Origin of the sequence: Aliiroseovarius sp. PTFE2010 (genome assembly GCF_049943335.1) — a bacterium.
In the GTDB taxonomy this organism is placed as follows: Bacteria; Pseudomonadota; Alphaproteobacteria; order Rhodobacterales; family Rhodobacteraceae; genus JBNFVY01.
This window is the reverse complement of record NZ_JBNFVY010000002.1, coordinates 139,378-160,033: the sequence shown is the minus strand read 5'-3', so window position 1 is coordinate 160,033 and position 20,656 is coordinate 139,378. Positions and strand designations below refer to the sequence as shown.

The 20,656-nt window shown below is 59.7% G+C and carries 24 protein-coding genes, 1 tRNA gene and 1 other RNA gene; 16 read left to right on the top strand and 10 right to left on the bottom strand.

Going from position 1 to position 20,656, the window contains the following annotated elements:
* Positions 1-62: 62 nt before the first annotated feature.
* Complete coding sequence (locus ACP2AV_RS04650) at positions 63-1,361, bottom strand: capsule biosynthesis protein (protein ID WP_426371518.1); 1,299 nt, start codon at positions 1,359-1,361, stop codon at positions 63-65.
* Positions 1,362-1,523: 162 nt separating this feature from the next.
* Here ACP2AV_RS04650 and ACP2AV_RS04645 point away from each other — a divergent pair, with 162 nt between their 5' ends.
* The 5 genes from ACP2AV_RS04645 (at position 1,524) to ACP2AV_RS04625 (ending at position 4,835) form a co-directional block, all read left to right on the top strand.
* Entirely contained in the window at positions 1,524-2,123 is a 600-nt protein-coding gene (locus ACP2AV_RS04645) for a riboflavin synthase (protein WP_426371517.1), read from the top strand.
* Positions 2,124-2,253: 130 nt separating this feature from the next.
* Entirely contained in the window at positions 2,254-3,357 is a 1,104-nt protein-coding gene (ribB, locus tag ACP2AV_RS04640; protein WP_426371516.1) for a 3,4-dihydroxy-2-butanone-4-phosphate synthase, read from the top strand.
* Positions 3,358-3,360: 3 nt separating this feature from the next.
* On the top strand, positions 3,361-3,897 hold the full coding sequence (locus tag ACP2AV_RS04635; RefSeq protein ID WP_426371515.1) for a 6,7-dimethyl-8-ribityllumazine synthase: 537 nt from the start codon (positions 3,361-3,363) through the stop codon (positions 3,895-3,897).
* A complete protein-coding gene (nusB, locus tag ACP2AV_RS04630; protein WP_426371514.1) occupies positions 3,894-4,349 on the top strand; it encodes a transcription antitermination factor NusB in 456 nt (151 codons plus the stop codon). Before ACP2AV_RS04635 ends, nusB begins: the two co-directional genes overlap by 4 nt.
* Before the next feature lie 165 nt (positions 4,350-4,514).
* On the top strand, positions 4,515-4,835 hold the full coding sequence (locus ACP2AV_RS04625) for a hypothetical protein (protein ID WP_426371513.1): 321 nt from the start codon (positions 4,515-4,517) through the stop codon (positions 4,833-4,835).
* Positions 4,836-4,842: 7 nt separating this feature from the next.
* Here the strand turns inward: ACP2AV_RS04625 and ssrS are convergent.
* Positions 4,843-5,000: non-coding RNA, 6S RNA (gene ssrS, locus ACP2AV_RS04620), on the bottom strand.
* A gap of 87 nt (positions 5,001-5,087) precedes the next feature.
* On the opposite strand from ssrS, the gene ACP2AV_RS04615 reads away from it, so the two are divergent.
* A complete protein-coding gene (locus ACP2AV_RS04615; RefSeq protein ID WP_426371512.1) occupies positions 5,088-5,561 on the top strand; it encodes an MmcB family DNA repair protein in 474 nt (157 codons plus the stop codon).
* Here the strand turns inward: ACP2AV_RS04615 and ACP2AV_RS04610 are convergent, their stop codons facing one another.
* Positions 5,562-5,759: a DUF6324 family protein gene (locus ACP2AV_RS04610; protein ID WP_426371511.1), complete on the bottom strand. Its 198-nt coding sequence runs from the start codon at positions 5,757-5,759 to the stop codon at positions 5,562-5,564.
* A gap of 128 nt (positions 5,760-5,887) precedes the next feature.
* On the opposite strand from ACP2AV_RS04610, the gene ACP2AV_RS04605 reads away from it, so the two are divergent.
* Positions 5,888-5,964 (top strand) — tRNA-His (locus tag ACP2AV_RS04605).
* Between the two features lie 4 nt (positions 5,965-5,968).
* On the opposite strand, the gene ACP2AV_RS04600 is transcribed toward ACP2AV_RS04605, so the two are convergent.
* The gene (locus tag ACP2AV_RS04600) at positions 5,969-7,525 is read right to left on the bottom strand and encodes a glycosyltransferase family 39 protein (protein WP_426371510.1); all 1,557 of its coding nucleotides are present in this window, start codon (positions 7,523-7,525) and stop codon (positions 5,969-5,971) included.
* Positions 7,526-7,655: 130 nt separating this feature from the next.
* Between ACP2AV_RS04600 and ACP2AV_RS04595 the strand changes: the two genes are divergently transcribed.
* Complete coding sequence (locus tag ACP2AV_RS04595; protein ID WP_426371509.1) at positions 7,656-8,633, top strand: glycosyltransferase family 2 protein; 978 nt, start codon at positions 7,656-7,658, stop codon at positions 8,631-8,633.
* A gap of 14 nt (positions 8,634-8,647) precedes the next feature.
* On the opposite strand, the gene ACP2AV_RS04590 is transcribed toward ACP2AV_RS04595, so the two are convergent.
* Both ACP2AV_RS04590 and ACP2AV_RS04585 read right to left on the bottom strand, forming a co-directional pair.
* Positions 8,648-8,938: a hypothetical protein gene (locus tag ACP2AV_RS04590; RefSeq protein ID WP_426371508.1), complete on the bottom strand. Its 291-nt coding sequence runs from the start codon at positions 8,936-8,938 to the stop codon at positions 8,648-8,650.
* A 60-nt stretch (positions 8,939-8,998) separates the two neighbouring features.
* Positions 8,999-9,304, bottom strand: coding sequence for a DUF6476 family protein (locus ACP2AV_RS04585; protein ID WP_426371507.1), 306 nt, complete (start codon positions 9,302-9,304; stop codon positions 8,999-9,001).
* Here ACP2AV_RS04585 and ACP2AV_RS04580 point away from each other — a divergent pair.
* The 4 genes from ACP2AV_RS04580 (at position 9,303) to ACP2AV_RS04565 (ending at position 12,854) form a co-directional block, all read left to right on the top strand.
* Entirely contained in the window at positions 9,303-10,331 is a 1,029-nt protein-coding gene (locus ACP2AV_RS04580; RefSeq protein ID WP_426371506.1) for an RluA family pseudouridine synthase, read from the top strand. The genes ACP2AV_RS04585 and ACP2AV_RS04580 overlap by 2 nt on opposite strands.
* Positions 10,332-10,495: 164 nt before the next feature.
* On the top strand, positions 10,496-11,398 hold the full coding sequence (rpoH, locus tag ACP2AV_RS04575) for an RNA polymerase sigma factor RpoH (protein ID WP_426371505.1): 903 nt from the start codon (positions 10,496-10,498) through the stop codon (positions 11,396-11,398).
* 106 nt (positions 11,399-11,504) lie between these two features.
* Positions 11,505-12,482, top strand: coding sequence for a Gfo/Idh/MocA family protein (locus tag ACP2AV_RS04570; RefSeq protein WP_426371504.1), 978 nt, complete (start codon positions 11,505-11,507; stop codon positions 12,480-12,482).
* Positions 12,483-12,530: 48 nt separating this feature from the next.
* On the top strand, positions 12,531-12,854 hold the full coding sequence (locus ACP2AV_RS04565) for a DUF4389 domain-containing protein (protein ID WP_426371503.1): 324 nt from the start codon (positions 12,531-12,533) through the stop codon (positions 12,852-12,854).
* 1 nt (position 12,855) lies between these two features.
* On the opposite strand, the gene ACP2AV_RS04560 is transcribed toward ACP2AV_RS04565, so the two are convergent.
* The 4 genes from ACP2AV_RS04560 to ACP2AV_RS04545 all read right to left on the bottom strand — a co-directional run bounded on the left by ACP2AV_RS04560 (position 12,856) and on the right by ACP2AV_RS04545 (position 16,233).
* Positions 12,856-13,080, bottom strand: a complete 225-nt coding sequence (locus tag ACP2AV_RS04560) for a hypothetical protein (protein WP_426371502.1) — start codon at positions 13,078-13,080, stop codon at positions 12,856-12,858.
* A gap of 24 nt (positions 13,081-13,104) precedes the next feature.
* Positions 13,105-14,937, bottom strand: a complete 1,833-nt coding sequence (locus ACP2AV_RS04555) for a M3 family oligoendopeptidase (protein ID WP_426371501.1) — start codon at positions 14,935-14,937, stop codon at positions 13,105-13,107.
* A gap of 66 nt (positions 14,938-15,003) precedes the next feature.
* Positions 15,004-15,939 carry an alpha/beta hydrolase gene (locus ACP2AV_RS04550; protein WP_426371500.1) on the bottom strand — a complete coding sequence of 312 codons (936 nt, stop codon included), beginning with the start codon at positions 15,937-15,939 and terminating at the stop codon, positions 15,004-15,006.
* 3 nt (positions 15,940-15,942) lie between these two features.
* Positions 15,943-16,233: an SCP2 sterol-binding domain-containing protein gene (locus tag ACP2AV_RS04545; protein ID WP_426371499.1), complete on the bottom strand. Its 291-nt coding sequence runs from the start codon at positions 16,231-16,233 to the stop codon at positions 15,943-15,945.
* A gap of 153 nt (positions 16,234-16,386) precedes the next feature.
* Here ACP2AV_RS04545 and ACP2AV_RS04540 point away from each other — a divergent pair, with 153 nt between their 5' ends.
* The 4 genes from ACP2AV_RS04540 to fdxA are packed head-to-tail and all read left to right on the top strand — an operon-like array spanning position 16,387 to position 20,491.
* Positions 16,387-16,866, top strand: coding sequence for a tetratricopeptide repeat protein (locus ACP2AV_RS04540; protein WP_426371498.1), 480 nt, complete (start codon positions 16,387-16,389; stop codon positions 16,864-16,866).
* An 18-nt stretch (positions 16,867-16,884) separates the two neighbouring features.
* Complete coding sequence (locus tag ACP2AV_RS04535; RefSeq protein ID WP_426371497.1) at positions 16,885-19,722, top strand: helicase-related protein; 2,838 nt, start codon at positions 16,885-16,887, stop codon at positions 19,720-19,722.
* Positions 19,723-20,103: an RNA-binding S4 domain-containing protein gene (locus tag ACP2AV_RS04530; RefSeq protein ID WP_426371496.1), complete on the top strand. Its 381-nt coding sequence runs from the start codon at positions 19,723-19,725 to the stop codon at positions 20,101-20,103.
* Between the two features lie 49 nt (positions 20,104-20,152).
* A complete protein-coding gene (fdxA, locus tag ACP2AV_RS04525) occupies positions 20,153-20,491 on the top strand; it encodes a ferredoxin FdxA (RefSeq protein ID WP_426371495.1) in 339 nt (112 codons plus the stop codon).
* Positions 20,492-20,656 lie beyond the last annotated feature (165 nt).

The following is a 20,656-nucleotide window of genomic DNA, read 5'->3' as shown; positions in this document are numbered from 1 at the left end:
GCGGCGAATCAGACCAAGGGGTTTGGCCCTGTCACCTGTTGCCGCCTTGCCGCGATCCGTGCTCAGGTCACAGCACGAAGAGCCGGGCGCGGCGTGGCCGTGCCGCGTTCCAATGCCGTATAGGGATCCGTCGGTGCCAGCATCATATCAACGACTTGCCGCAAGAGCTGCCGCCGCCCGCTGGCCGAATAAAATCCGCCGGCAATCTGAGAGGTTTCCAGAAGATACTGGCGAAAATCGCGGTAATCCGAACTGTTCGGCCGCGCTGGTGCTGCAAAGAATTGGTCCAGCGGCTGCGTCGACACGAATTCGCGCTTGGCATACACGGCGTCGCCAAAAACCTTGAGCGGAAGGCCCCGCCAGAGCACCTGCTGCCCTGCCGTCGAATTGACCGTAACGGCCGAACGTGCGTGGTCCAGCAGCTGGGCCAATTTACCCCCGCGAATGTAGTGCACACGGGCCGCAACGCCGTGGGTCTGCGCGATTTGCGCCACGATTTGCGCCAGATTCCTGCGCCCCATCTCTAGCGGATGGGCCTTGAAGACAAGGTGGTGATGGCGGGGCGCGCCATTGGCAAACCCCTCGATTACGGTCTCTACGAACTCTGGCATCGTTTCAAAGCGCGAATGGGCCTGAAAGGACGCGTCATGTTCCAGTTGCAGCAGTGCCAAATGATACGGGTAGCCGCCGTTGCGAACCCGGCGCGTCGCCAGAACGCGGTCGGCCCAATGCAGCGGCATCAGGCATAGACGCTTGAGATAGAAGTAGAATTCCTTTGTGACGGGCAATTCTCTGTGGCGTTTTGTTTTGGCGTAGGGGCCGTTTCGGAATATGACGAACCAGTGATAGAGCGCGCCGTAGAACACGTGGTGGCGCAAGTCGCCCCAATGACTTGGCACTTCGAAATTGTCGTGATCCGAGCGCGCAAGAACAGCTTTCATTTGCGCGACGCTCATGTCCATCAGGGCTGAAAACCCGTTTGAACCGCCGCGCTCATAGCTGACCCAATAGGGTCGCAGATAGCCTTCTTCGAAAATGTGGACGGTGAGTCCCGCCGCTTTGGCGCGTTCAACCGCTTGGGCGTGCAGGGGGCGTATGTCGCCATAGAGAACAACGTCGGTGATGTCATTTTCGGCAACAATTGCGTCAAAGCGGTCGTTCCATGCCTCTGGCGCATCGCAAAACGCGATGTAGGATGCGCGATCTGGCCAGAACGCGCGGTCCCCCGCGTTGAACCCGACGCGCCAAACCCGGGCGCCGGCGGTTCGCAGCATTTTGCCAAGCGCGTGGAAAAAGGGCCCGTGCGGTCCCTGCAGAAACAGAAATGACCTGTTTTCAATATTATCAAGCGCGACAGTCATGTGAGCCATGCCTCTTTTTTACGCCAAATTGCGGCCAAGTCACCTGAACCAAAACCAGATCCAGACGAATTTCAGGCAGTGTGCGCGATTTGCGCTAAGAATACCTGAACGGTTGCGCATCCGGCTGATGCGCGCTACCGATTTGCTCGGACGGAGGGCACCATGTTTACAGGCATTATTACCGATATCGGACGGATTACATCGCTGGATCAGCGCGGCGATCTGCGCGCGCGCATCGCGACAGGCTACGACGTGGACGATATCGATCTGGGTGCTTCGATTGCCTGTAACGGTGTGTGCCTGACTGTTGTGGCATCGGGGCGCGAGCCTGAACCTTGGTTCGATGTAGACATTTCGGCGGAAACTCTGGCCAAGTCCACGGCGGGCGATTGGCGCGAAGGACACCACCTGAACCTGGAACGCGCGCTACGGGTCGGGGATGAGCTGGGCGGACATATCGTGTCGGGTCATGTGGATGGGACCGCTACAATCCTGGACATGAGCGACGAAGGCGACAGCACGCGGATCACTTTTCGCGCCCCTGAGGACGTCGCGCGGTATATCGCATCCAAAGGCTCGGTGGCGTTGAATGGAACGTCGCTGACCGTGAACGAAGTGAACGGGGCGCAGTTCGGCGTCAACCTGATCCCGCACACGCAACAGGTGACGACATGGGGCCAGCTTGCGGTGGGAGACCGCGTCAATCTGGAAATCGACACCTTGGCCCGTTACGTTGCACGACTGGCCGAGGTGTCTGGCTAAGCACTTTCGTTTGCGGTCGGCTTGCGGTCAAAAAAATTCAAAATGATGCAATGCGGCTGATTTGCAGCGGCGTTTCTCTGGCCAAGCCCCGACCCATGCGGTATGTGCGCGGGGGACCGAAGGGATGACTATGACAGATACCGCACCGCACGACTATTCCGACGCCATTTCCACCGTCGAAGAGATCATCGAAGATGCCCGCAACGGCCGGATGTTCATCCTTGTTGACCACGAAGATCGCGAAAACGAAGGCGATCTGGTGATCCCGGCACAGATGGCCACGCCCGAAGCGGTGAATTTCATGGCCACCCACGGGCGCGGCCTGATTTGCCTGACGCTGCCGGGCGAACGGATCGACGCACTTGGACTGCCGCTGATGGCGTCGAACAACTCCTCGCGCCATGAAACCGCTTTTACCGTTTCGATCGAAGCGCGCGAAGGGGTGAGTACCGGGATATCGGCCCACGATCGGGCCCGGACCATCGCCGTTGCGATCGACCCCACCAAGACGGGCGCAGACATCGCGACACCGGGCCATGTTTTCCCGCTGCGCGCAAAGGACGGCGGCGTTCTTGTGCGGGCCGGGCATACCGAGGCGGCCACCGACGTGTCACGTTTGGCAGGGCTGATGCCTGCGGGCGTAATCTGCGAGATCATGAATGAAGACGGGACGATGTCCCGCCTGCCCGAATTGGTAGCTTTCGCGCAGAAGCACAACCTCAAGATCGGGACGATTTCCGACCTGATCGCCTATCGCCGCAGGCACGACAACCTGGTTCGCGAAAGCGCCACCAAGTCGGTCACATCTGCCTTCGGTGGGGAATGGATGATGCGCATATTCACCGATGAAACCCAAGGGGCCGAACATATCGTTCTTTCCCAGGGTGATATTTCATCGCCCGATCCGGTCCTGGTTCGGATGCACGCGCTCAACCCGTTGGAGGACGTACTGGGAATTGGCGCGAATCCGGGTGAAGTCGAAGGCGCGATGCGGGTCATTGCCGAAGATGGGCGGGGCGTCATCGTCCTATTGCGCGACACCACGATGAAGCTGGCCGTCGATGGGGCCGAATCGCCCCAAACCCTGCGGCAGTACGGACTTGGCGCACAGATTCTGGCCGCCCTCGGGCTGCATGAACTGGTGCTTATCACGGACAATCCCAAGCCCAAGGTCGTCGGGCTGGAAGCATACGGGCTGGCGATCACCGGCACGCGCGCGATCACGAAAGGCTGACTCATGGCATCGAATGAAACCCATCACGTGCTGGACCTTCCCAGCTTTGACAAGCCGGTCAAACTTCTGATCGTGGTGGCGCCTTATTATAAGGACATCGCGGACCAGCTTGTGGCAGGTGCCAAGGCGGTGATCGAAGACGTTGGGGGCACGTGGGACCTTGTCGAAGTTCCGGGCGCACTTGAGGTGCCGAGCGCCATCGGCATGGCTGATCGGCTGAGCAATTTCGACGGGTTTGTCGCGCTGGGTTGTGTCATCCGCGGCGAAACCACCCACTACGATACGGTATGCAATGACTCCAGCCGCGCATTGACCCTGCTGGGGCTTCAAGGGCTGTGCATCGGCAATGGGATACTGACGGTGGAAAACCACCAGCAAGCGGTGGTCCGGGCCGAAGCCAAGGGTCAAAACAAAGGCGGTGGGGCCGCTGCCGCGGCCTTGCACCTGATCGCCTTGGCGCGTAGATGGGGCGGTCCGAAACAGGGCGTCGGCTTTCATTCCGACGCCATCCAGATCGCCGAAGGATCCGCCCGCGCATGAGCGACAAGAAACAGATGAAGTCGGCCGCGCGGCTCTATGCCGTGCAGGCCTTGTTCCAGATGGAAGCGGCTGGCCAGACCGTCGACAAGGTGCGCACCGAATTTCGCGACTACCGCATGGGCGCGGTTGTGGATGGCGAAGAGATGGCCGAAGCCAATCTGGATCTGTTCGACGCGATCACCGAAATGGCCGTGAACGAACAAGTCAAGATCGACCAGATGACCGACCGCGCGCTGGTGGCCAAGTGGCCGCTGGGGCGGATCGATCCCACGTTGCGGGCGCTGTTTCGTGCCGCCGGGGGCGAACTTGTGGAAAACAAGACCCCGCCCAAAGTGGTCATCGTTGAATTCGTGGATGTGGCCAAAGCGTTCTTCCCCGACGGGCGCGAGCCCAAGTTCGTCAACGCCGTGCTGGATCACATGGCACGCGAAGCCCACCCCGAGGCGTTCTGACGCGCCCGGGTTTTGACCCGTCTAGCGCTTTGCGGCGAACCGTTCACAAGCCCGCCGCGCGCCGCTGCGGCAATCGGCACACTGGACTGACGGTGTTCAATACCTATCTATAGTGGTGAACACGCGACAAACGGCCGCGTGACACACTGCACTGAGGGGTCAAAAATGCCCAAACTCGTGTCCATGTATATCCGCCATGTGCTCATCGGTTTCGGACTGTCATCGATTTTCGTCGCAGCGTTGCTTTGGATTAATGTAGCGAACCTCCGGCACCTTATTTTCACCTCGGACGTGGGCATTCTGGCGCTGATCTTGTTGGTCGTGTTCAACGGGATCGTCTTTTCCGGCGTTCAGTTTGCAATTGCGATCATGAACCTTGCAGAAAAAGAGCCCCCCAAGGCCGGCCCAAAGCCGCCCGTGATGACAAGCGAACCGGCGATGGTGCGGGTGCATGCTGGGAAAGAGCAGGCGCCAAAGCGCCTGTAAATTGAACGGCAGGACCGCCACGACCGTGGGGTAAGCTAATTCCCGAGGACCTGTATATACAGGTGGGCGCCAGGTAACCGGACCACGATCCGGACAGAGCCAGCTCCCTCGGAGTTGCTTAAGGCCACCGGAATTTGACCCCATTTACGAGAAGGGCAGTACCTGCCTGTCAAGCTACCTAGTGTGCGGGCCGCTCTGGGGCAAGGGCTACGCTGGCTTGATTTTTGTTCACGTATTGTTCATGTTTACCCCATGACACGCGATCCTTTCCTCGTATCGGCGCAGCCGGGCCAGCTTTTGGCGCGCGGCGTCTGCCGCCATTTGGCAGACCACGGGTTTGTGAGTGTCGAAGAACTGGTGCCCACACGCGGGCTGCGCGTGGATGTGATGGGTCTTGGACCCAAGGGCGAAATCTGGGTGATCGAATGCAAAAGTTCGCGTGCCGACTTTCAGACTGATCGCAAGTGGCAGGGCTATCTGGAGTGGTGCGATCGGTTTTTCTGGGCCGTGGACGCGTCATTCCCCACGGAGTTGCTGCCTGACGGTACAGGTTTGATCGTGGCCGATGCCTATTCGGCAGAAATCTTGCGGATGGGCCCGGAAATCAAGCTGGCCGCCGCGCGGCGCAAGGTCATGATCCAGAAATTCGCGACCAATGCGGCCCGCCGCCTGCAGGCCTATCGGGATCCGGGCGTCGCCGCAAATTGGGGTCCCGAAACCGCCTGATCAGCGCTTGGTTGTCGCCATCTTGCGCGCTTGCGCCGCCGCGGCGCGGATTTCTTCTGCGATCTCATCGGCTTCTTCCGGATCGAAGTCCATCGGAATTTCAGCGCCGCCACCTTCGACGAAGATGCGCACCATGCCTTCGGTGGTGGGACCGATTTGCAGGTTGGCCGTGATGTCGCTTTCTGAATTGATGCTCATGAGACGCCTCTGTTTTGATCGGCTTGGATTATCGCTTTGCGCTGTGCAGGGCAAGGGCCGGGCAATTGGGATTTGACGGTTCGAAGCACTTGCATTCAGCGCGCAGCGGGGCTAAATCCCCTGCCAGTGCCGCCTTAGCTCAGTTGGTTAGAGCGCCTGATTGTGGATCAGGAGGTCCCCCGTTCGAGCCGGGGAGGTGGTACCACCCCTCATTTCAATCGGTAAACGTCGTAGAGCGGTGTCGTGCTCATGCGTGTGTAACGGGTGTCGACGAAGGTCTGCAGCGGTGCGATCAGCGGCAATGATGCGGCCGAGTCGCGTTCATGCCCGGTCACGTGGGGGGTTTGGTCCTGCTTGTTTACCAAAAACCAGACCGGCGGGTCAGCCCGAAGGCGGGTCATCAAGTCCGCGGTGTAGCGCCCATCGTGAAAGCTGACGACCAGCGGCCAAGCATACGGGTAGCGGTAACGCGGCGGTTCATCCAGCAGCAAATAGGTGATGGTTTCATACCCCCACAGGAACACCGTTTCCTCTGGTGCGCGTTTGGCGGCAAAGTCAGCCGAAAAATCGGCCATGGCCTGCACGTCGAACCCCTTCATTTCGGTCGCGGTCCAATAGGCGCGTCGGAAATCGGGCTGGCCAATCAGGCCGATTGCCTTGGCCCGGTCCGTACCGGGCGCCTCGGCGATCAGCCCGGCAATGACCAGTGCGGCGGTCAGCGTCCGCCCGAGCGCTGAGCCGCGCGCGAGCCGCGTCCAGACCGCATGCAGACCAAGCGCTGTGGCTAGGGCAAACCCAGGTAGCTGCGGCATGAAATGATAGGTAAACCCTTTGTTCTGCGCCGCGCCCGACATCCAGCCGCTGAACAGCAGGATCAGTACCAGGGCCTGGACCAGTGTCGCGCGGCGCGCAGCCATAGCCCAAAAGGAAACAACCAACCCAATCGTAGCAAACATCGTCGCCGTGGGGCTTTCGAACACAATCTGGAACGCCTCGCGCCACAGGGTTCGATCATGATCTTGGTAGCCGATATAGTTCAGAATGTAGCGCTGGATTTCGAAATAGTCGCCCAGCGTGCCGGTCCAGGCAAGAAGGGCAGCCATACCCCCAAGGGCGGCCAGACCCCCAAGGCAAAGAAATATCAGGTCCGACCAGAGAAATCGGATCGCTCCATGCGCCAGAAGCGGCGCAAAGATCAAAAGACCAAAGGTGGCCAAGGTGTATTTGAAAAGAACCGCGGCCCCCATCAGCGCCCCGGCTGCGGCGATCAATGCGCGTCTGCTTGGACCTTCGTTTCGCTGCCATGCGCCGCTCAGCACCAGCAGGGCCCAGACAACGCAAAAACTTGCCCAGGCGTCGGTTTGGGCCTTGGTCCAGAAATCCTGAGCGTAATACAGCAAGAGCGCAGCCACGCCTGCGATCAGGCCAAGCCCACGCTGGTCAGACAAGCGCGAGATCGCAACCACCAAAGCCCACGCAGCCAACCAGACCAGCACCATATCCAGCTTTCGGATCGCGGCCATGTCGTGCCCGAAAAGCGTCAGCGCCGACCAATGCGTAAACGTGGTAAGAGGCGGCTTGATATTGTAGATGTCGCTGTAGGGTAGAAGGCCGTGGTCCAGCCCAAGAGCGATCGCGGCGTGGATTCCCTGATCGCGGCCCATTGGATCAAATAGCGATTGCCACCCAAGCAACAGCGTCAGCCCCGCCAGAACACAGGCCCTGACCAGCGAAGTGCGGCGGGCGCGCGAAACCGTGTCGTTCATGACAAACCCTGTATCTTTCTTGACCCGAGCCCGGTTTCCCCGGTCGCTTTTTGGGTGGCGTCAAGCTACGCAGGAGCAACCCCGAATGCAATTGTTTCGGTGCAAGGTGTAGAGCGGAAAGGGGGCGCCAATGAGTGCTCTGGCTGGCGAAAAAACGGCAAAACCTGATTTGGCTACAGGCATGGTTTCCTTTGTCATTCCTTTCCTCAACGAAGAAAAAACCTTGAGCGACTTGCAAGAGCGGATCGATGCCACAATGGGCGATATTGGCCGACCGCACGAAATCATCTTTGTGGACGACGGATCGACTGACAATGGCAGCGCGATTGCCGAAGACCTCGCCCGGACGCATTCGCATGTGCGCTCGCTTCGCTTTACCCGGAACTTCGGCAAGGCCGCGGCGCTGTCCGCAGGCTTCCAGGCCGCGAACGGCGATGTAATCATCACCATGGACGCCGACCTGCAGGACGATCCTGCAGAAATTCCGCGGTTCCTGGAGCAGTTCGAACACGGGTATGAGGTAGTCTCGGGGTGGAAGAAAAAGCGCAATGATCCTTTAGGCAAAACGCTGCCGTCCAAGGTGTTCAACCGGCTGACCTCTTGGCTCTTTGATATCGACATCCATGACATCAATTGCGGGTTCAAAGCCTATAGCCGGCGGGCGGCCAAACATCTGAACCTGTATGGTGAATTGCACCGCTTCACGCCGGCTCTGTTGCACGCGGCCGGCTTCAAGGTGACCGAGATCGACGTGCAGCACCATGCGCGTGAACACGGCGTGTCCAAATATGGCGCATCGCGGATGGTGAAAGGATTTTTGGATCTGATCACGGTGAAAATGGTGACACGCTATTCCGCGCGGCCCTTGCATTTCTTTGCGTTGCTCGGGGCGCCTTTGTTCCTGTTGGGCGGCGCGTTCGTGACATATCTGACGATCTTGTGGTTTCTTGGGCTCGGGCCGATCGGAACCCGGCCGCTGTTGCAGATCGGAATACTGTTGATCGTGACGGGCACGCAGTTGATCGGTGTCGGACTGGTGGCCGAGCTGGTGCAAACGACACGCCTGAGCGAACGTGAGAAATACGTGATCGATCAGGTGATCGACTGAACACCGGAAAGGCGTCAGCCAGTTTTGCGGCCCGATTTGATCAGCCAGATATTGTAGAGCATCAGGGCGCCGGTCGCGACCATCATCAGGAACACCGATAGAGACCCGGCGCGGATGCCTTCATAAGCGAGCAGAGCCGAGGCTAGTGCGCGCAGCCAGAAAAAGCGGGCCGACACTACGGGGCGACCCGCGCGGCGGCTTTCGGCGGCCTGGATCAGCCACGAGCCGAAAAAGATGATGCCGCCCAGAAACCCAAGCGCCTCAATGCGAATTTGTTCGACGAGTGACAGTATCAGGTCCATCATGCACGGCTCTACTTCGACGGATGTTGAAAAAGGTCTAGCCTGCGCAGATCGATCTGGCAATCAGTGGCGGATTTGAATGGTTTGCCGCAGGCTGTTGTCGCCCAGGTCGTAGATCAGGATCCGGTCATCATCGGTGACAACCGCGTACCAGTCGGGCCCTTGCGTGAAGGCACTGGCCTTGGCGCCATCGGGCAGCGTGATTGCGCCGGGCAGTTCCGAGGCAGGCCGGTCCGGGAAGCGGGTGACAAACAGAACGATCAGGACTAGAAGGCCCAAAATCATCGTGGCGGTCAGGATCGTCACCAAGCGGCGTAAAAAGCGCAGGTTCGCCAGTTCGGCCGGGTCAATCGGGGGTTCGTCGTCCATGTCCACCACCTTGCAGGTCACAATCGGGGCCGCGCCGCCGCCGCGTCTTGATAAGGCACTGGCGCGCGATGTGCCAGACGATGCGCACCTCAGCCGCTCGCGACTGGCCCGGTTGATCGCAGAGGGCGCGGTTTCGGTGAACGGGTCGATTGTCACCGACCAGAAGGCCAAAGTGACCGAAGGCGATGTGATCTCGATCACTGTCGAAGAGGCAAGCGAAAGCCATATCGGTCCGGAAGATATTCCTCTGGACATTGTGTACGAAGACGATGACCTGGTTGTCGTGAACAAGCCCGTCGGGATGGTGGTGCATCCCGCGCCCGGCACGCCCGCAGGCACATTGGTCAACGCCCTGTTGCACCACTTCAAAGGTGCACTGTCCGGGGTAGGGGGCGAAAAACGCCCCGGCATTGTCCACCGGATCGACAAGGATACATCGGGACTTCTTGTCGTGGCCAAGTCCGACGCCGCCCATCATGGTTTGGCCAAGCAGTTCGAAAAGCACACGGTGCACAGGCGTTACCTGGCGCTGGTCTACGGTGTGCCGGACGCGGGCGATCCGCGCCTTCGTGGTTTGCGCGGGGTTGGCTTTGAAGGGGCGAATATCCTACGGATCACGACCCATCTTGCCCGCCACAAGACCGACCGTCAGAAACAGGCCGTCTTGATGTCCGGGGGGCGACACGCGGTGACCCGCGCGCGCGTTGTCGAACAATTCGGCGCGCCCCCCGCCCTGGCGCTGGTCGAATGCTGGCTGGAAACCGGACGCACGCACCAGATCCGCGTCCATATGGCCTATGCCGGTCATGCCCTTGTCGGCGACCAGACCTATGGCGGACGGCGCAAGATCGCCGCCGGGGCCTTGTCGCCCGTTGCCCATGATGCGCTGCGGACCTTTCCGCGACAGGCGCTGCATGCCGCCGAACTGGGGTTCGCCCATCCGATCAGCGGCGAACGCATGACGTTCGAAGCCCGCTTGCCCGCCGACATGCGTGATTTGCTTGAAATACTTGGCACGTCTGCGTGAGACCGCAGAAGTTCGATTGAAAGCGACGGAATGAGCTTCATTATCCGTTAAGACAGCACGGGTAGCCAGTTGAGCGTATGGCAACCGGCCCTTGAAAGGGGCGTTAGCGCTACCTACATTTGTAATGTTAATCCGCGTAACTTCGCGGTTTCGAGGGAGAAGACATGAGCAATTACAAAAACTTACCGGCCCCAAGCCCTGAACAAGGGCTCAACCGCTACATGCAGGAAATCCGCAAGTTTCCCATGCTTGAGCCGGAAGAAGAGTATATGCTGGCCAAACGTTGGACCGACCACGAAGACACCGAGGCCGCACACAAGCTGGTTACCTCGCATCTGCGGTTGGCGGCCAAGATCGCTATGGGATACCGCGGCTACGGTTTGCCGCAGGCCGAAGTGATTTCCGAAGCGAACGTCGGTCTGATGCAGGCCGTCAAGCGGTTCGATCCTGAAAAAGGGTTCCGTCTGGCCACTTATGCGATGTGGTGGATTCGCGCTGCGATCCAGGAATATATTCTGCGCTCGTGGTCTTTGGTAAAGCTGGGCACCACCAGCGCGCAGAAGAAACTCTTCTTCAACCTGCGCAAGGCCAAAGCGCGCATTGGTGCGTATGAAGACGGCGACATGCATCCCGACAACGTCAAGCGGATTGCCACTGATCTGGGCGTGACCGAAGCCGAAGTGGTGTCGATGAACCGCCGGATGAGCAAAGGCGGCGACGCCTCGTTGAATGCCATGATTGGCGGCGGTGATGGTGACAGTTCGGCAGAGTGGCAGGATTGGCTGGAAGATGACGATGCAGACACGGCCGCCGATTATGAGGCCAAGGATGAACTGGACACCCGGCGCAAGCTATTGGTCCAGGCCATGGATGTGCTGAACGACCGCGAAAAAGACATTATCACGCAGCGCCGGTTGCAAGATGCGCCCGTCACGCTGGAAGACCTGTCGGGCAAATACAATGTAAGCCGCGAACGTATTCGTCAGATCGAAGTGCGCGCGTTTGAAAAGCTGCAAGAACGTGTGCGCGAACTGGCGACCGACAAGGGCGTCATTGAACCAGCGTAGCATGATGCGTATTCCCTCGATCAACGGGTGCCATTTGGCGCCCGTTTTTCTTGGCGTTGTCTCCTGATGACAACTGGGCCATGTTTGCGCAAACAAGGAGTGCCACATGAGCGATAGACCCGTCAGATGGGGCGTGATGGGCGCCGCCACATTCGCCCGCAAACACATGGCGCGCGCAATTCACGCCGCTGAAGGCGCGCAATTGGTCGCACTGGCGACATCGGCACCTGAAAAAGCGCTCGGATTTCAGGCCTTTGCACCCGATTTGCGCCTGCATGACGACTACAATGCCTTGCTGGCCGACCCGGATATCGATGCGGTCTATATACCTTTGCCCAATCACCTTCACGTCAGTTGGGCCCTTCAGGCCGCCGAGGCGGGCAAGCACGTGCTTTGTGAAAAGCCGATTGCGATGCGGGCCAATGAAATCGACGCACTGATCGCCACGCGCGACCGCACAGGGCTGGTGATGGCGGAAGCTTACATGATCGCGCATCATCCTCAGTGGCACAAAGTGCGTAATCTTGTGCAGAGCGGGGCCATCGGCGATCTGCGCCATGTGACCGCTTGTTTCACTTATGACAATTCTGCCGACGCCCAGAACATCCGCAACAAGCCTGAAACCGGCGGGGGATCGCTGCCTGATATCGGGGTCTATACCATCGGCGGCGCCCGGTTCGTGACGGGGGCCGAACCCCAGCGTGTCCGCGCCGTGCGGATCGAACGTGAAAACGGGATCGATACCACCACGGAATTCATGGCCGATTTCCCCGATTTCACCTTTTCATCCCTGACATCGATGCGGATGTTTCCGCATCAATCCGCGTTCTTTCACGGCGACAAGGGCGCCGTTCGCCTGACCGCGCCTTTCAATCCCAACGTTTTCGGTGAAGCGCAGGTGCATTTGTCCCGGCCTGATCAGGGCATCGAAACCTTTCGTTGGCCGGGTGTTAATCACTACGTGCTGCAGGTCGAAGCGTTTTGCAGGGCCGTTCAGAACGGCGAAACCTATCCCTGGGCGTTGGAAGATGCACGTGGCACCCAAGCGGCTATTGATGCGGTTTTTGAGGCAGATCAGAACTAAATCCGGGAACTGTGGTAAACTTCACAGGTGCAGAACGCGGAGGCTCTCATGACCACATCTGATACCAACCCCAAAGGAATGGATGACGCGGTTGAACTGGAAGAACCGCAAAATCCGCTAGGCGAAACCCAGTCCATCTGGATGCGTGGCCTGTTCATGATCATTTTCGCGCTGTTCTTCGGAATCGCCGAAATGCTGCTTGGCGTGATGGCCGTAGTCCAGTTCCTGTGGATGCTGATTGCCAAGGAACGTAATAGGGGAATCGCGGATTTCGGCGCGCAATTGGGCGATTGGTTACGGCAAGTGGCCGAATTTCAGACCGGCGCAACCGAAGCAAAGCCTTTTCCCTGGCGTCAATGGGGCAGCGATTGACTTAGCGGCGACGATGCAGCCATCGCAGGATGGGGCGAAAGTCCAGCGCGGCGATGGCAATGCCCAGCGGGACCATCCAGAACCCCAGCACCGGCATGAACCCGAAGACGCCGCCCAAGGCCAGCAACACGCCGACCACGGTTCGCAAACCGGGCGGAATGTTGCGTAGGGCCCAGGTCTGGGCCTTATGTTTGCTGTATTGCCATCTCTCGTGCCAGTTGGCCATGAATGAACCAGTTCTGCAGGCGTGTTAGCCCTCCATTGCCTCCAATTGGTCGATGAAGCCTTCGATCATCGCAAGGCCCTTGTTCCAGAATTCCGGGTCCGATGCATCCAGCCCGAAGGGCGCCAACAATTCCTTGTGGTGCATGGCGCCGCCTGCCTTGAGCATATCGAAATACTTGTCCTGAAACCCGTCTGGGCTTTCCTGGAACACTGCATAGAGCGCGTTCACCAGCCCGTCGCCAAAGGCATAGGCATAGACGTAAAACGGCGAATGCACGAAATGCGGAATATAGGACCAATAAGTCGCGTATTCATCGATGAATTCAAATGCAGGCCCAAGGCTTTCCCCCTGAACGCTCATCCACAATTCGTTGATCTGTTCGGGTGTCAGTTCGCCCTCGGAACGTGCTGCATGCAGTTTGCATTCGAAATCGTAAAACGCAATTTGCCGCACGACCGTATTGATCATGTCTTCGACCTTATTGGCCAGCAGAACGCGTTTTTCATCATCGCTTTTCGCGTCTGAAAGCATTTTCTGAAAGGTCAGCATTTCGCCGAACACGCTAGCCGTCTCGGCCAGGGTCAGCGGGGTCGACGACAGCATTTCACCTTGGTCTGCGGCAAGCACCTGGTGCACCCCGTGGCCCAATTCGTGGGCCAGCGTCATCACATCGCGTGGTTTGCCAAGATAGTTCAGCATGACGTAGGGGTGGGCATCTGTCACCGTGGGGTGAGCAAACGCGCCGGGGGATTTGCCCGGTTTGACGGCGGCATCAATCCAGCCCTTGGTAAAGAACGGCTGGGCAATTTCGGCCATGCGCGGATCGAACCCCGCATAGGCGTCCATCACGGTCTTGGTCGCCTCATCCCACTTGACGGTCTTGTCGATTTCCATCGGCAGGGGGGCGTTGCGATCCCAGACCTGCATCTTGTCCAAACCCAGCCATTTGCGCTTGAGTTCGTAGTACCGATGCGACAGGCGCGGGTAGGCATCGACAACGGCGTTGCGGAGCGCCTCGACAACCTCGGGTTCGACGCGGTTCGAAAGGTGTCGGCTGGTTTGCGGCGTCGGCAGGCCGCGCCACCGGTCGATGATGCCCTTTTCCTTGGCCAAGGTGTTGTGTACGCGCGAAAAAATCTTGATGTTGGCGTTCAGAACCCGTCCGATTTCGCGCGCCGCCGCCTCGCGCTTGGCGCGGTCTTTGTGCGACAAGAGATCGGCAACTTCACTGATGCCCATATCTTCGCCATCGACGGTGAACATCAATCCGGCGACGGTTTCGTCGAACAGTTTGTTCCACGCGGCGGCCCCCACGACCGATTGGTCGTGAAGCAGTTTTTCGATTTCGTCCGACAGCTGGTACGGCTTCATGGCGCGCGAATGGTCCAGCACCGGGCGATAGCGTGCCAGATCGGCGTTTTCGGCCAGCATTGCCTCGTATTTGGAGTCCGCGATGCGGTTGAATTCCAGCCAATAGAACACAAGATCCGACGTCGAGTCGGTGATTTCTTGCTGCATGTTCGACATGAACTGCACGCGCCCGCCATCCAGCGAATTCTGGTAGTAGCGCAACCCCGCGAAGGACAGGATGCGGCCCGCAACCATATCCATCTTTTCGCTGCGCTGGATCGATTCCAACAGCTCATCCGCGCTCAAATCGGCCACGCGCCCCTGGAAATCCTTGGCGAACTGGGCGGCTTCGGCCTTGTACCAGTCCAGGTCGGATTTCAGCTTGGGATCGTCTTCGCCCTTGTAGAGGTCGCTCAGATCCCAATCGGGCAAATTGCCCAGATCCTTGCCGCCCCCGCTGGCCTGCACGTCAGCTTCGAAGACGGGGTTTGGGGGAAAATCACGCATGGGGCGGCCTTTCAAAGATGTCGTTCACCCTTGACATAGGTTGCCCCACGCGATTTCGCAACGCCATCACAAATGAGCGGAAAAAAGCGCGTCGACCTCGTCGAAAAACAGGCCGCGTTCCTTGGGACCTTCCATCATGATTTCGTGGCGCGCCCCTTCGACCATGATCAATTCGCCTTTGGGCCATTTGGGCATGTAGCGTTTGATCGGAACTGGGTCGACGATTGCCTCTTTGGTGCCGAGAAACACCTTGGTCGGCACGTCCGGCGCAGGCATTTTCATCAACGCGTGGCATTCAACCAGCGCTTTGTGAACCCAGTCCATCGACGGTCCGCCAAGATGCAAGCCAGTGTCATGGTGCGCATGGCGCACCATATATGCATACATGTCCGGGTCACTGGTCAGCAGGTTGCCTTCGAACGGTTCGCGCAGAACATAAGTTTCACCAGCAGTGCCGGGCGCACGTTTGCTACCCCAGCCAATGGTGGTCAGGGCCCAGGACAAAAACGTCTTTGCCCAATCGGGCAAGCCGTTCATCAAGATGCCCCACATCGGCGCGGAAAAGGCGGCCGCGTTGACGGGCAAGCCATTTTGCAAAGCGCGCAGGCCGATGGCCCCGCCCATGGAATGGGCAATAAGGAAAAACGGTTCAGGAAGGGCCAGTTCACGCACGGCCAAAAGCGCGGCCTGCACGTCGAGCTGATAGTCGGAAAAACTGTCCACATGTCCCATCGACACGTCATCGTGCACCCGGTCGGACAAACCTTGGCCGCGCCAGTCGATGGCCACGGTGGCATAACCGCGCGCCGCCAGGTCTGCTGCCGCGCGGCCGTATTTTTCCACATACTCGGTGCGACCCGGGAACAACAGGACGGTGCCTTTCGCATCTGGCTTGGGCCAGACCGCGATACGCAGGCGCCGCCCGTCGGCTGCTGTCAACCAATAGGCGGCCTTACCGTCAGGCCCTTCGGCCTGATCGGCATGAAACGGGGCGTGTTCCATGGGTCAGGCGAGCGCCGAGCCCAGCTGCATCGCCATGCCCATATCGCCGTCGATCGACAGTTTGCCCTGCATGAAAGCGGCCGTCGGGTCGATGTCGCCATCCATCATGGATTGAAATGTTTCGAGATCCGCCGTCATCGTGACGTCGGCATCTTCGTCGGCTGCGCGCGCACCGTCGCCGTCTATCATGACCGCGCCTTCGCCTTCGATCACGAATTTGGCGGTGCCGGCGGAAAAGCCGCCGTCAAGTTTTTCATTCAGGACGGATACTGCGCCGGTAATTACATCGCTCATGGGGGTTATCCTCTAATTCGTGATCCGCGCGCCCTTTTGTTTCGAGCAGGCTGCGCTAAACTCAACCGTGTTATGGGTTCGCAACGTTCAAAAACCAAATTCAAATCGGCGGCAGTCGCTTGTGCCGTCGCGTTATTTCTGCCCAACCTGGCCGTGGCTGACAAGCTTGATGATCTGTTCGAACGGCTGAAACTGGCCGAAGGCCCGGAATTGACGCTGACCGAAGAAGCCATATGGCTGGAGTGGTCGACTTCGGGGTCTCCGGCGATGGACCTGCTGTTGAAGAAAGGGCGCGCCGCGATGGAGCACGGCGAGCACGCGCTGGCGATCGAACATTTCACGGCCCTGATTGATCATGCGCCGGACTTCGCCGAAGGCTACAACGCGCGGGCAACGGCATTTTTCGCCCAAGGCGCCATCGGCCAGTCGTTGGCCGATATTCGGCGCACCCTTGTGCGCGAGCCGCGCCATTTCGGCGCGCTCATGGGGCTTGCGATCATCCTTGACCAGATGGATAAGCCGCGCGATGCGCTGGCGACCTATCGCATGGTCGAAGCGTTGCACCCCCGCCGCGAAGGTCTGCAAGAGGAAATAGACCGGCTGGAAACGCAACTGGGCGATCAGTCGCTCTGAGCCTGAAGGGCTAGGAACATGGCAGGCATTGGCGCGGACGCGATGGGGCGGGTTACAGCCGTCCTTGGCCCCACGAACACCGGCAAGACACATTATGCTATCGAGCGGATGCTGGGCTATCGCACAGGCGTCATCGGCCTGCCGCTGCGTCTTCTTGCGCGCGAGGTGTATGACAAGATTGTCGCGTTGCGTGGCCCATCCGTTGTTGCCCTGGTCACTGGCGAAGAGCGGATCGTTCCGCCGCGCGCCCAATACTGGGTTTGCACGGTCGAAGCGATGCCGATCGGAACCGGCCCGGATTTCCTGGCGGTCGATGAAATCCAGTTGTGCGCCGATCCTGATCGCGGCCATGTGTTCACAGATCGCCTGCTGCATGCGCGTGGCACGCATGAAACGCTGTTTTTGGGCAGCGATACCATGCGCAGCGCGATTGCCGCGCAGGTGCCCGGTGTCCAGTTCGTGCGGCGCGACCGCTTTTCGGAACTGACCTATGGCGGGCAGAAAAAGATCAGCCGGATGCCCGCGCGCTCAGCCATCGTGGGGTTTTCCGTCGACAACGTTTACGCCATCGCTGAACTGTTGCGTCGCCAGAAGGGCGGGGCTGCGGTGGTGCTTGGCGCGCTCAGCCCGCGCACCCGCAACGCACAGGTGGAACTCTACCAGAACGGCGATGTCGATTATCTTGTCGCGACCGACGCGATTGGCATGGGGCTGAACCTGGACATTACCCATGTGGCGTTTTCTGCGACCTCCAAGTTCGATGGCCGCCGCATGCGGCCGTTGACCTCGCAGGAGCTGGCCCAGATCGCCGGGCGCGCCGGGCGCCACATGACCCACGGCAGCTTTGGCACCACGGGCGAGGCGGGACCGCTGCACGAAGAACAGGTCGCGGCGATTACCGAACACCAATTCCCCCCGGTCAAAAAGCTGCAATGGCGCAATACGCAGTTGGAGTTCGGAACCGCCCAGGCGCTGATCGCGTCGCTCGAACGGCAGACACAGGACAACTGGCTGACACGGGTGCGCGATTCCGATGACCTGATCGCGTTGAAATCGTTGGTTCAGATGGACGAACTGGCAGGTCGTTTGACAGGGCGCCAGAATGTGGAACTGTTGTGGGATGTCTGCCGCATTCCCGATTTTCGGGGCATCAGCCACGCAGAACACGCAACAATGGTGTCACAAATCCTGCTATACTTGTATGATGGCGGCCGGGTCCCGGACGATTGGCTGGCCCGTCAGGTCAAGCGAATTGATCGCCCCGAAGGCGATATTGATGCCTTGTCGAAAAGACTGGCATTTATTCGCACCTGGACCTACGTGGCGCAGCGCAAGGGGTGGGTTGACGATGAAACCCATTGGCGCGGCGAGACCCGTGCGGTAGAAGACCGACTGTCGGATGCCCTTCACGGGGCGCTGACGCAAAGATTTGTCGACCGGCGAACCTCTGTGTTGCTTCGCCGGTTGAAACAGAAGGAGAGCCTTGTGGCCGAGGTGAACGACAAGAGTGAAGTGCATGTGGCGGGCGAATTCATAGGCCGTCTCGAAGGGTTCCAGTTCCGGCAGGATCAGACATCGAACCCCGAAGAAGCCAAGACCCTGCGACAGGCCGCTGTGGCCGCGCTGGCGCCGGAATTCCACTTGCGCGCTGATCGCTTTTACAATGCCCCCGACACCGAGATCGATTTTACCGATCAGGGTGGGCTGATGTGGGGCGAGCACGCGGTAGGCAAACTGGTCGTCGACGATGATCCGCTCAAGCCCCGTGCCCATGCGTTCGTGGACGACGAAGCAGGGGTGGACGTGGCCCAAAAGGTTGAACGCCGCTTGCAGCACTTCGTTGACCGCAAGGTTGCCGCCTTGTTCGAGCCGTTGCTGGCCATGAGCCGCGACGAAGAGTTGAGCGGCCTGGCCCGTGGGTTCGCCTTTCGCTTGGCCGAAAACCTGGGGATCATCCCGCGCGATCAGGTCGCGAGCGAGGTCAAGGAACTGGATCAGGACGCGCGCGGCGCGCTGCGCAAGCACGGTGTGCGCTTTGGGCAGTTCACGATTTTCATGCCGCTTCTGCTCAAACCCGCACCGACACGGCTGCGCTTGTTGCTTTGGTCGCTGGCGGCCAAGCACGACGAGGCACCCGAAAGCCCGCCGCCGGGGTTGGTGACGATCCCCGCGCTGAAGGATGCGCCGCAAGGGTTTTATGCGATGTCCGGGTATCGATTGGCGGGCGAGCGGGCAATCCGCATCGATATGCTAGAGCGTCTGGCGGACATGCTGCGCGGCGAAGACAGTCGCGCCGGGTTCGAAACCAAGCCCGATATGCTGTCGATCACCGGCATGACGCTGGAACAATTCGCCGACCTTATGCAAGGGCTGGGCTACAAGGCCGAAAAAGGCGAGCGCGAGAAGCGCAAGGCACCGGCACCAGAGGCACCACAGGCGGCGCCCGACGTCACCGATGCCGATGCTGCGCCGGCACAGGCCATTCCGACAGATGCCGCCCCAGAAGCTGTGGCGACTGATGCGCCCGAACCCCAAGGCCCCGGTGTCGAAACGCCTGCCGCAGCGGGTCCGTCGTCAGACGGCGTCGAAGATACCGCCGCCGACGGCCCTGAAATGGAAGTATTTTACACCTTCACCTGGGGCGGAAATCGGGGCAACCGCGGGCCGCGCCGGGAAGGTGGCCGCGCGCAGGATAAGCCCCAGGGCCGCAAACCCAAGCCCCAAGGCGCCAAGGGCAAAGGCCCCCGCCGCGATCAGGGCCCCAAGAGGTTCGAGGCCAAGCCCAAGAAGGACAAGGGCATCGACCCGGACAACCCCTTTGCAGCAGCGCTCATGGGGCTCAAGGACAAGTCCTGAGTGGCAGAGCCGCGTCCCACGATCCGGATCGACAAGTGGCTGTGGTTTGCGCGGTTTTTCAAGACGCGCGGTCTGGCCGCCAAAGTGGTGGGCGGCGGTCACGTCCGCGTCAATGGCGACAAGATTGACAAGCCGTCACGCGGTGTGGGGCCGGGCGACACCCTGACGTTTCCACAAGGGCGCGACATCCGCGTTGCACGTATCGTGGCCATCGGCGAACGGCGCGGGCCCGCGCCCGAAGCGCGGGCGCTTTATGACGACCTGACACCGGTACGCCCGAAGGACGACGTTCCAGCGAACCCACGCTTTGAGGGAAAGGGGCGGCCTTCAGCGAAAGATCGTCGCAACGCCCGCCTTTCCCTGCGCGATCCGCTTGAATGATTGCTTGGGCCGCGCTAGCTAGGCGCTGGAATGAACGGATAGATTGCCCATGACCTATATCGTCAATGATGCTTGCATCGCCTGCAAATACACCGACTGCGTGGAAGTCTGCCCCGTAGACTGTTTTTACGAGGGTGAGAACATGCTGGTCATTCATCCCGACGAATGTATCGACTGCGGCGTGTGTGAACCAGAATGCCCTGCGGATGCGATCCGTCCCGATACTGAACCGGATATGGACAAGTGGGTCGAATTCAACCGGAAGTACTCTGAGCTTTGGCCGGTGATCATCACCAAGAAAGACCCGCTGCCCGAGGCCGAAGAGCGCGACGGCGAAAGCGGAAAACTAGAGAAGTACTTTTCCGAAGCGCCAGGCGACGGCGGCTAAACCGATTCGTGTCAGCGCCCGTCTGACCCGACGTAAGCCACGGTAAACGCCTGAATTTGGCCTGCCCGAGCCCAATTTTTTGTGGCGAAGGCGCACAAACCGGCTGCTATGCTGGTTTTTGATGCATTTTTGTGTTACACTCATTCAGCAATGACGCAATTAGTT

Coding starts and splice junctions, on each gene's coding strand:
- ACP2AV_RS04600 (WP_426371510.1), bottom strand. CDS start 7,525: ATGAACGACACGGTTTCGCGCGCCCGCCGCACTTCGCTGGTCAGGGCC.
- rpoH (WP_426371505.1), top strand. CDS start 10,496: ATGAGCAATTACAAAAACTTACCGGCCCCAAGCCCTGAACAAGGGCTC.
- ACP2AV_RS04625 (WP_426371513.1), top strand. CDS start 4,515: ATGCCCAAACTCGTGTCCATGTATATCCGCCATGTGCTCATCGGTTTC.
- ACP2AV_RS04535 (WP_426371497.1), top strand. CDS start 16,885: ATGGCAGGCATTGGCGCGGACGCGATGGGGCGGGTTACAGCCGTCCTT.
- ACP2AV_RS04615 (WP_426371512.1), top strand. CDS start 5,088: ATGACACGCGATCCTTTCCTCGTATCGGCGCAGCCGGGCCAGCTTTTG.
- ribB (WP_426371516.1), top strand. CDS start 2,254: ATGACAGATACCGCACCGCACGACTATTCCGACGCCATTTCCACCGTC.
- ACP2AV_RS04650 (WP_426371518.1), bottom strand. CDS start 1,361: ATGACTGTCGCGCTTGATAATATTGAAAACAGGTCATTTCTGTTTCTG.
- ACP2AV_RS04635 (WP_426371515.1), top strand. CDS start 3,361: ATGGCATCGAATGAAACCCATCACGTGCTGGACCTTCCCAGCTTTGAC.
- fdxA (WP_426371495.1), top strand. CDS start 20,153: ATGACCTATATCGTCAATGATGCTTGCATCGCCTGCAAATACACCGAC.
- ACP2AV_RS04645 (WP_426371517.1), top strand. CDS start 1,524: ATGTTTACAGGCATTATTACCGATATCGGACGGATTACATCGCTGGAT.
- ACP2AV_RS04580 (WP_426371506.1), top strand. CDS start 9,303: ATGTCCACCACCTTGCAGGTCACAATCGGGGCCGCGCCGCCGCCGCGT.
- ACP2AV_RS04590 (WP_426371508.1), bottom strand. CDS start 8,938: ATGATGGACCTGATACTGTCACTCGTCGAACAAATTCGCATTGAGGCG.
- ACP2AV_RS04550 (WP_426371500.1), bottom strand. CDS start 15,939: ATGGAACACGCCCCGTTTCATGCCGATCAGGCCGAAGGGCCTGACGGT.
- ACP2AV_RS04545 (WP_426371499.1), bottom strand. CDS start 16,233: ATGAGCGATGTAATTACCGGCGCAGTATCCGTCCTGAATGAAAAACTT.
- ACP2AV_RS04560 (WP_426371502.1), bottom strand. CDS start 13,080: ATGGCCAACTGGCACGAGAGATGGCAATACAGCAAACATAAGGCCCAG.
- ACP2AV_RS04570 (WP_426371504.1), top strand. CDS start 11,505: ATGAGCGATAGACCCGTCAGATGGGGCGTGATGGGCGCCGCCACATTC.
- nusB (WP_426371514.1), top strand. CDS start 3,894: ATGAGCGACAAGAAACAGATGAAGTCGGCCGCGCGGCTCTATGCCGTG.
- ACP2AV_RS04595 (WP_426371509.1), top strand. CDS start 7,656: ATGAGTGCTCTGGCTGGCGAAAAAACGGCAAAACCTGATTTGGCTACA.
- ACP2AV_RS04555 (WP_426371501.1), bottom strand. CDS start 14,937: ATGCGTGATTTTCCCCCAAACCCCGTCTTCGAAGCTGACGTGCAGGCC.
- ACP2AV_RS04565 (WP_426371503.1), top strand. CDS start 12,531: ATGACCACATCTGATACCAACCCCAAAGGAATGGATGACGCGGTTGAA.
- ACP2AV_RS04610 (WP_426371511.1), bottom strand. CDS start 5,759: ATGAGCATCAATTCAGAAAGCGACATCACGGCCAACCTGCAAATCGGT.
- ACP2AV_RS04585 (WP_426371507.1), bottom strand. CDS start 9,304: ATGGACGACGAACCCCCGATTGACCCGGCCGAACTGGCGAACCTGCGC.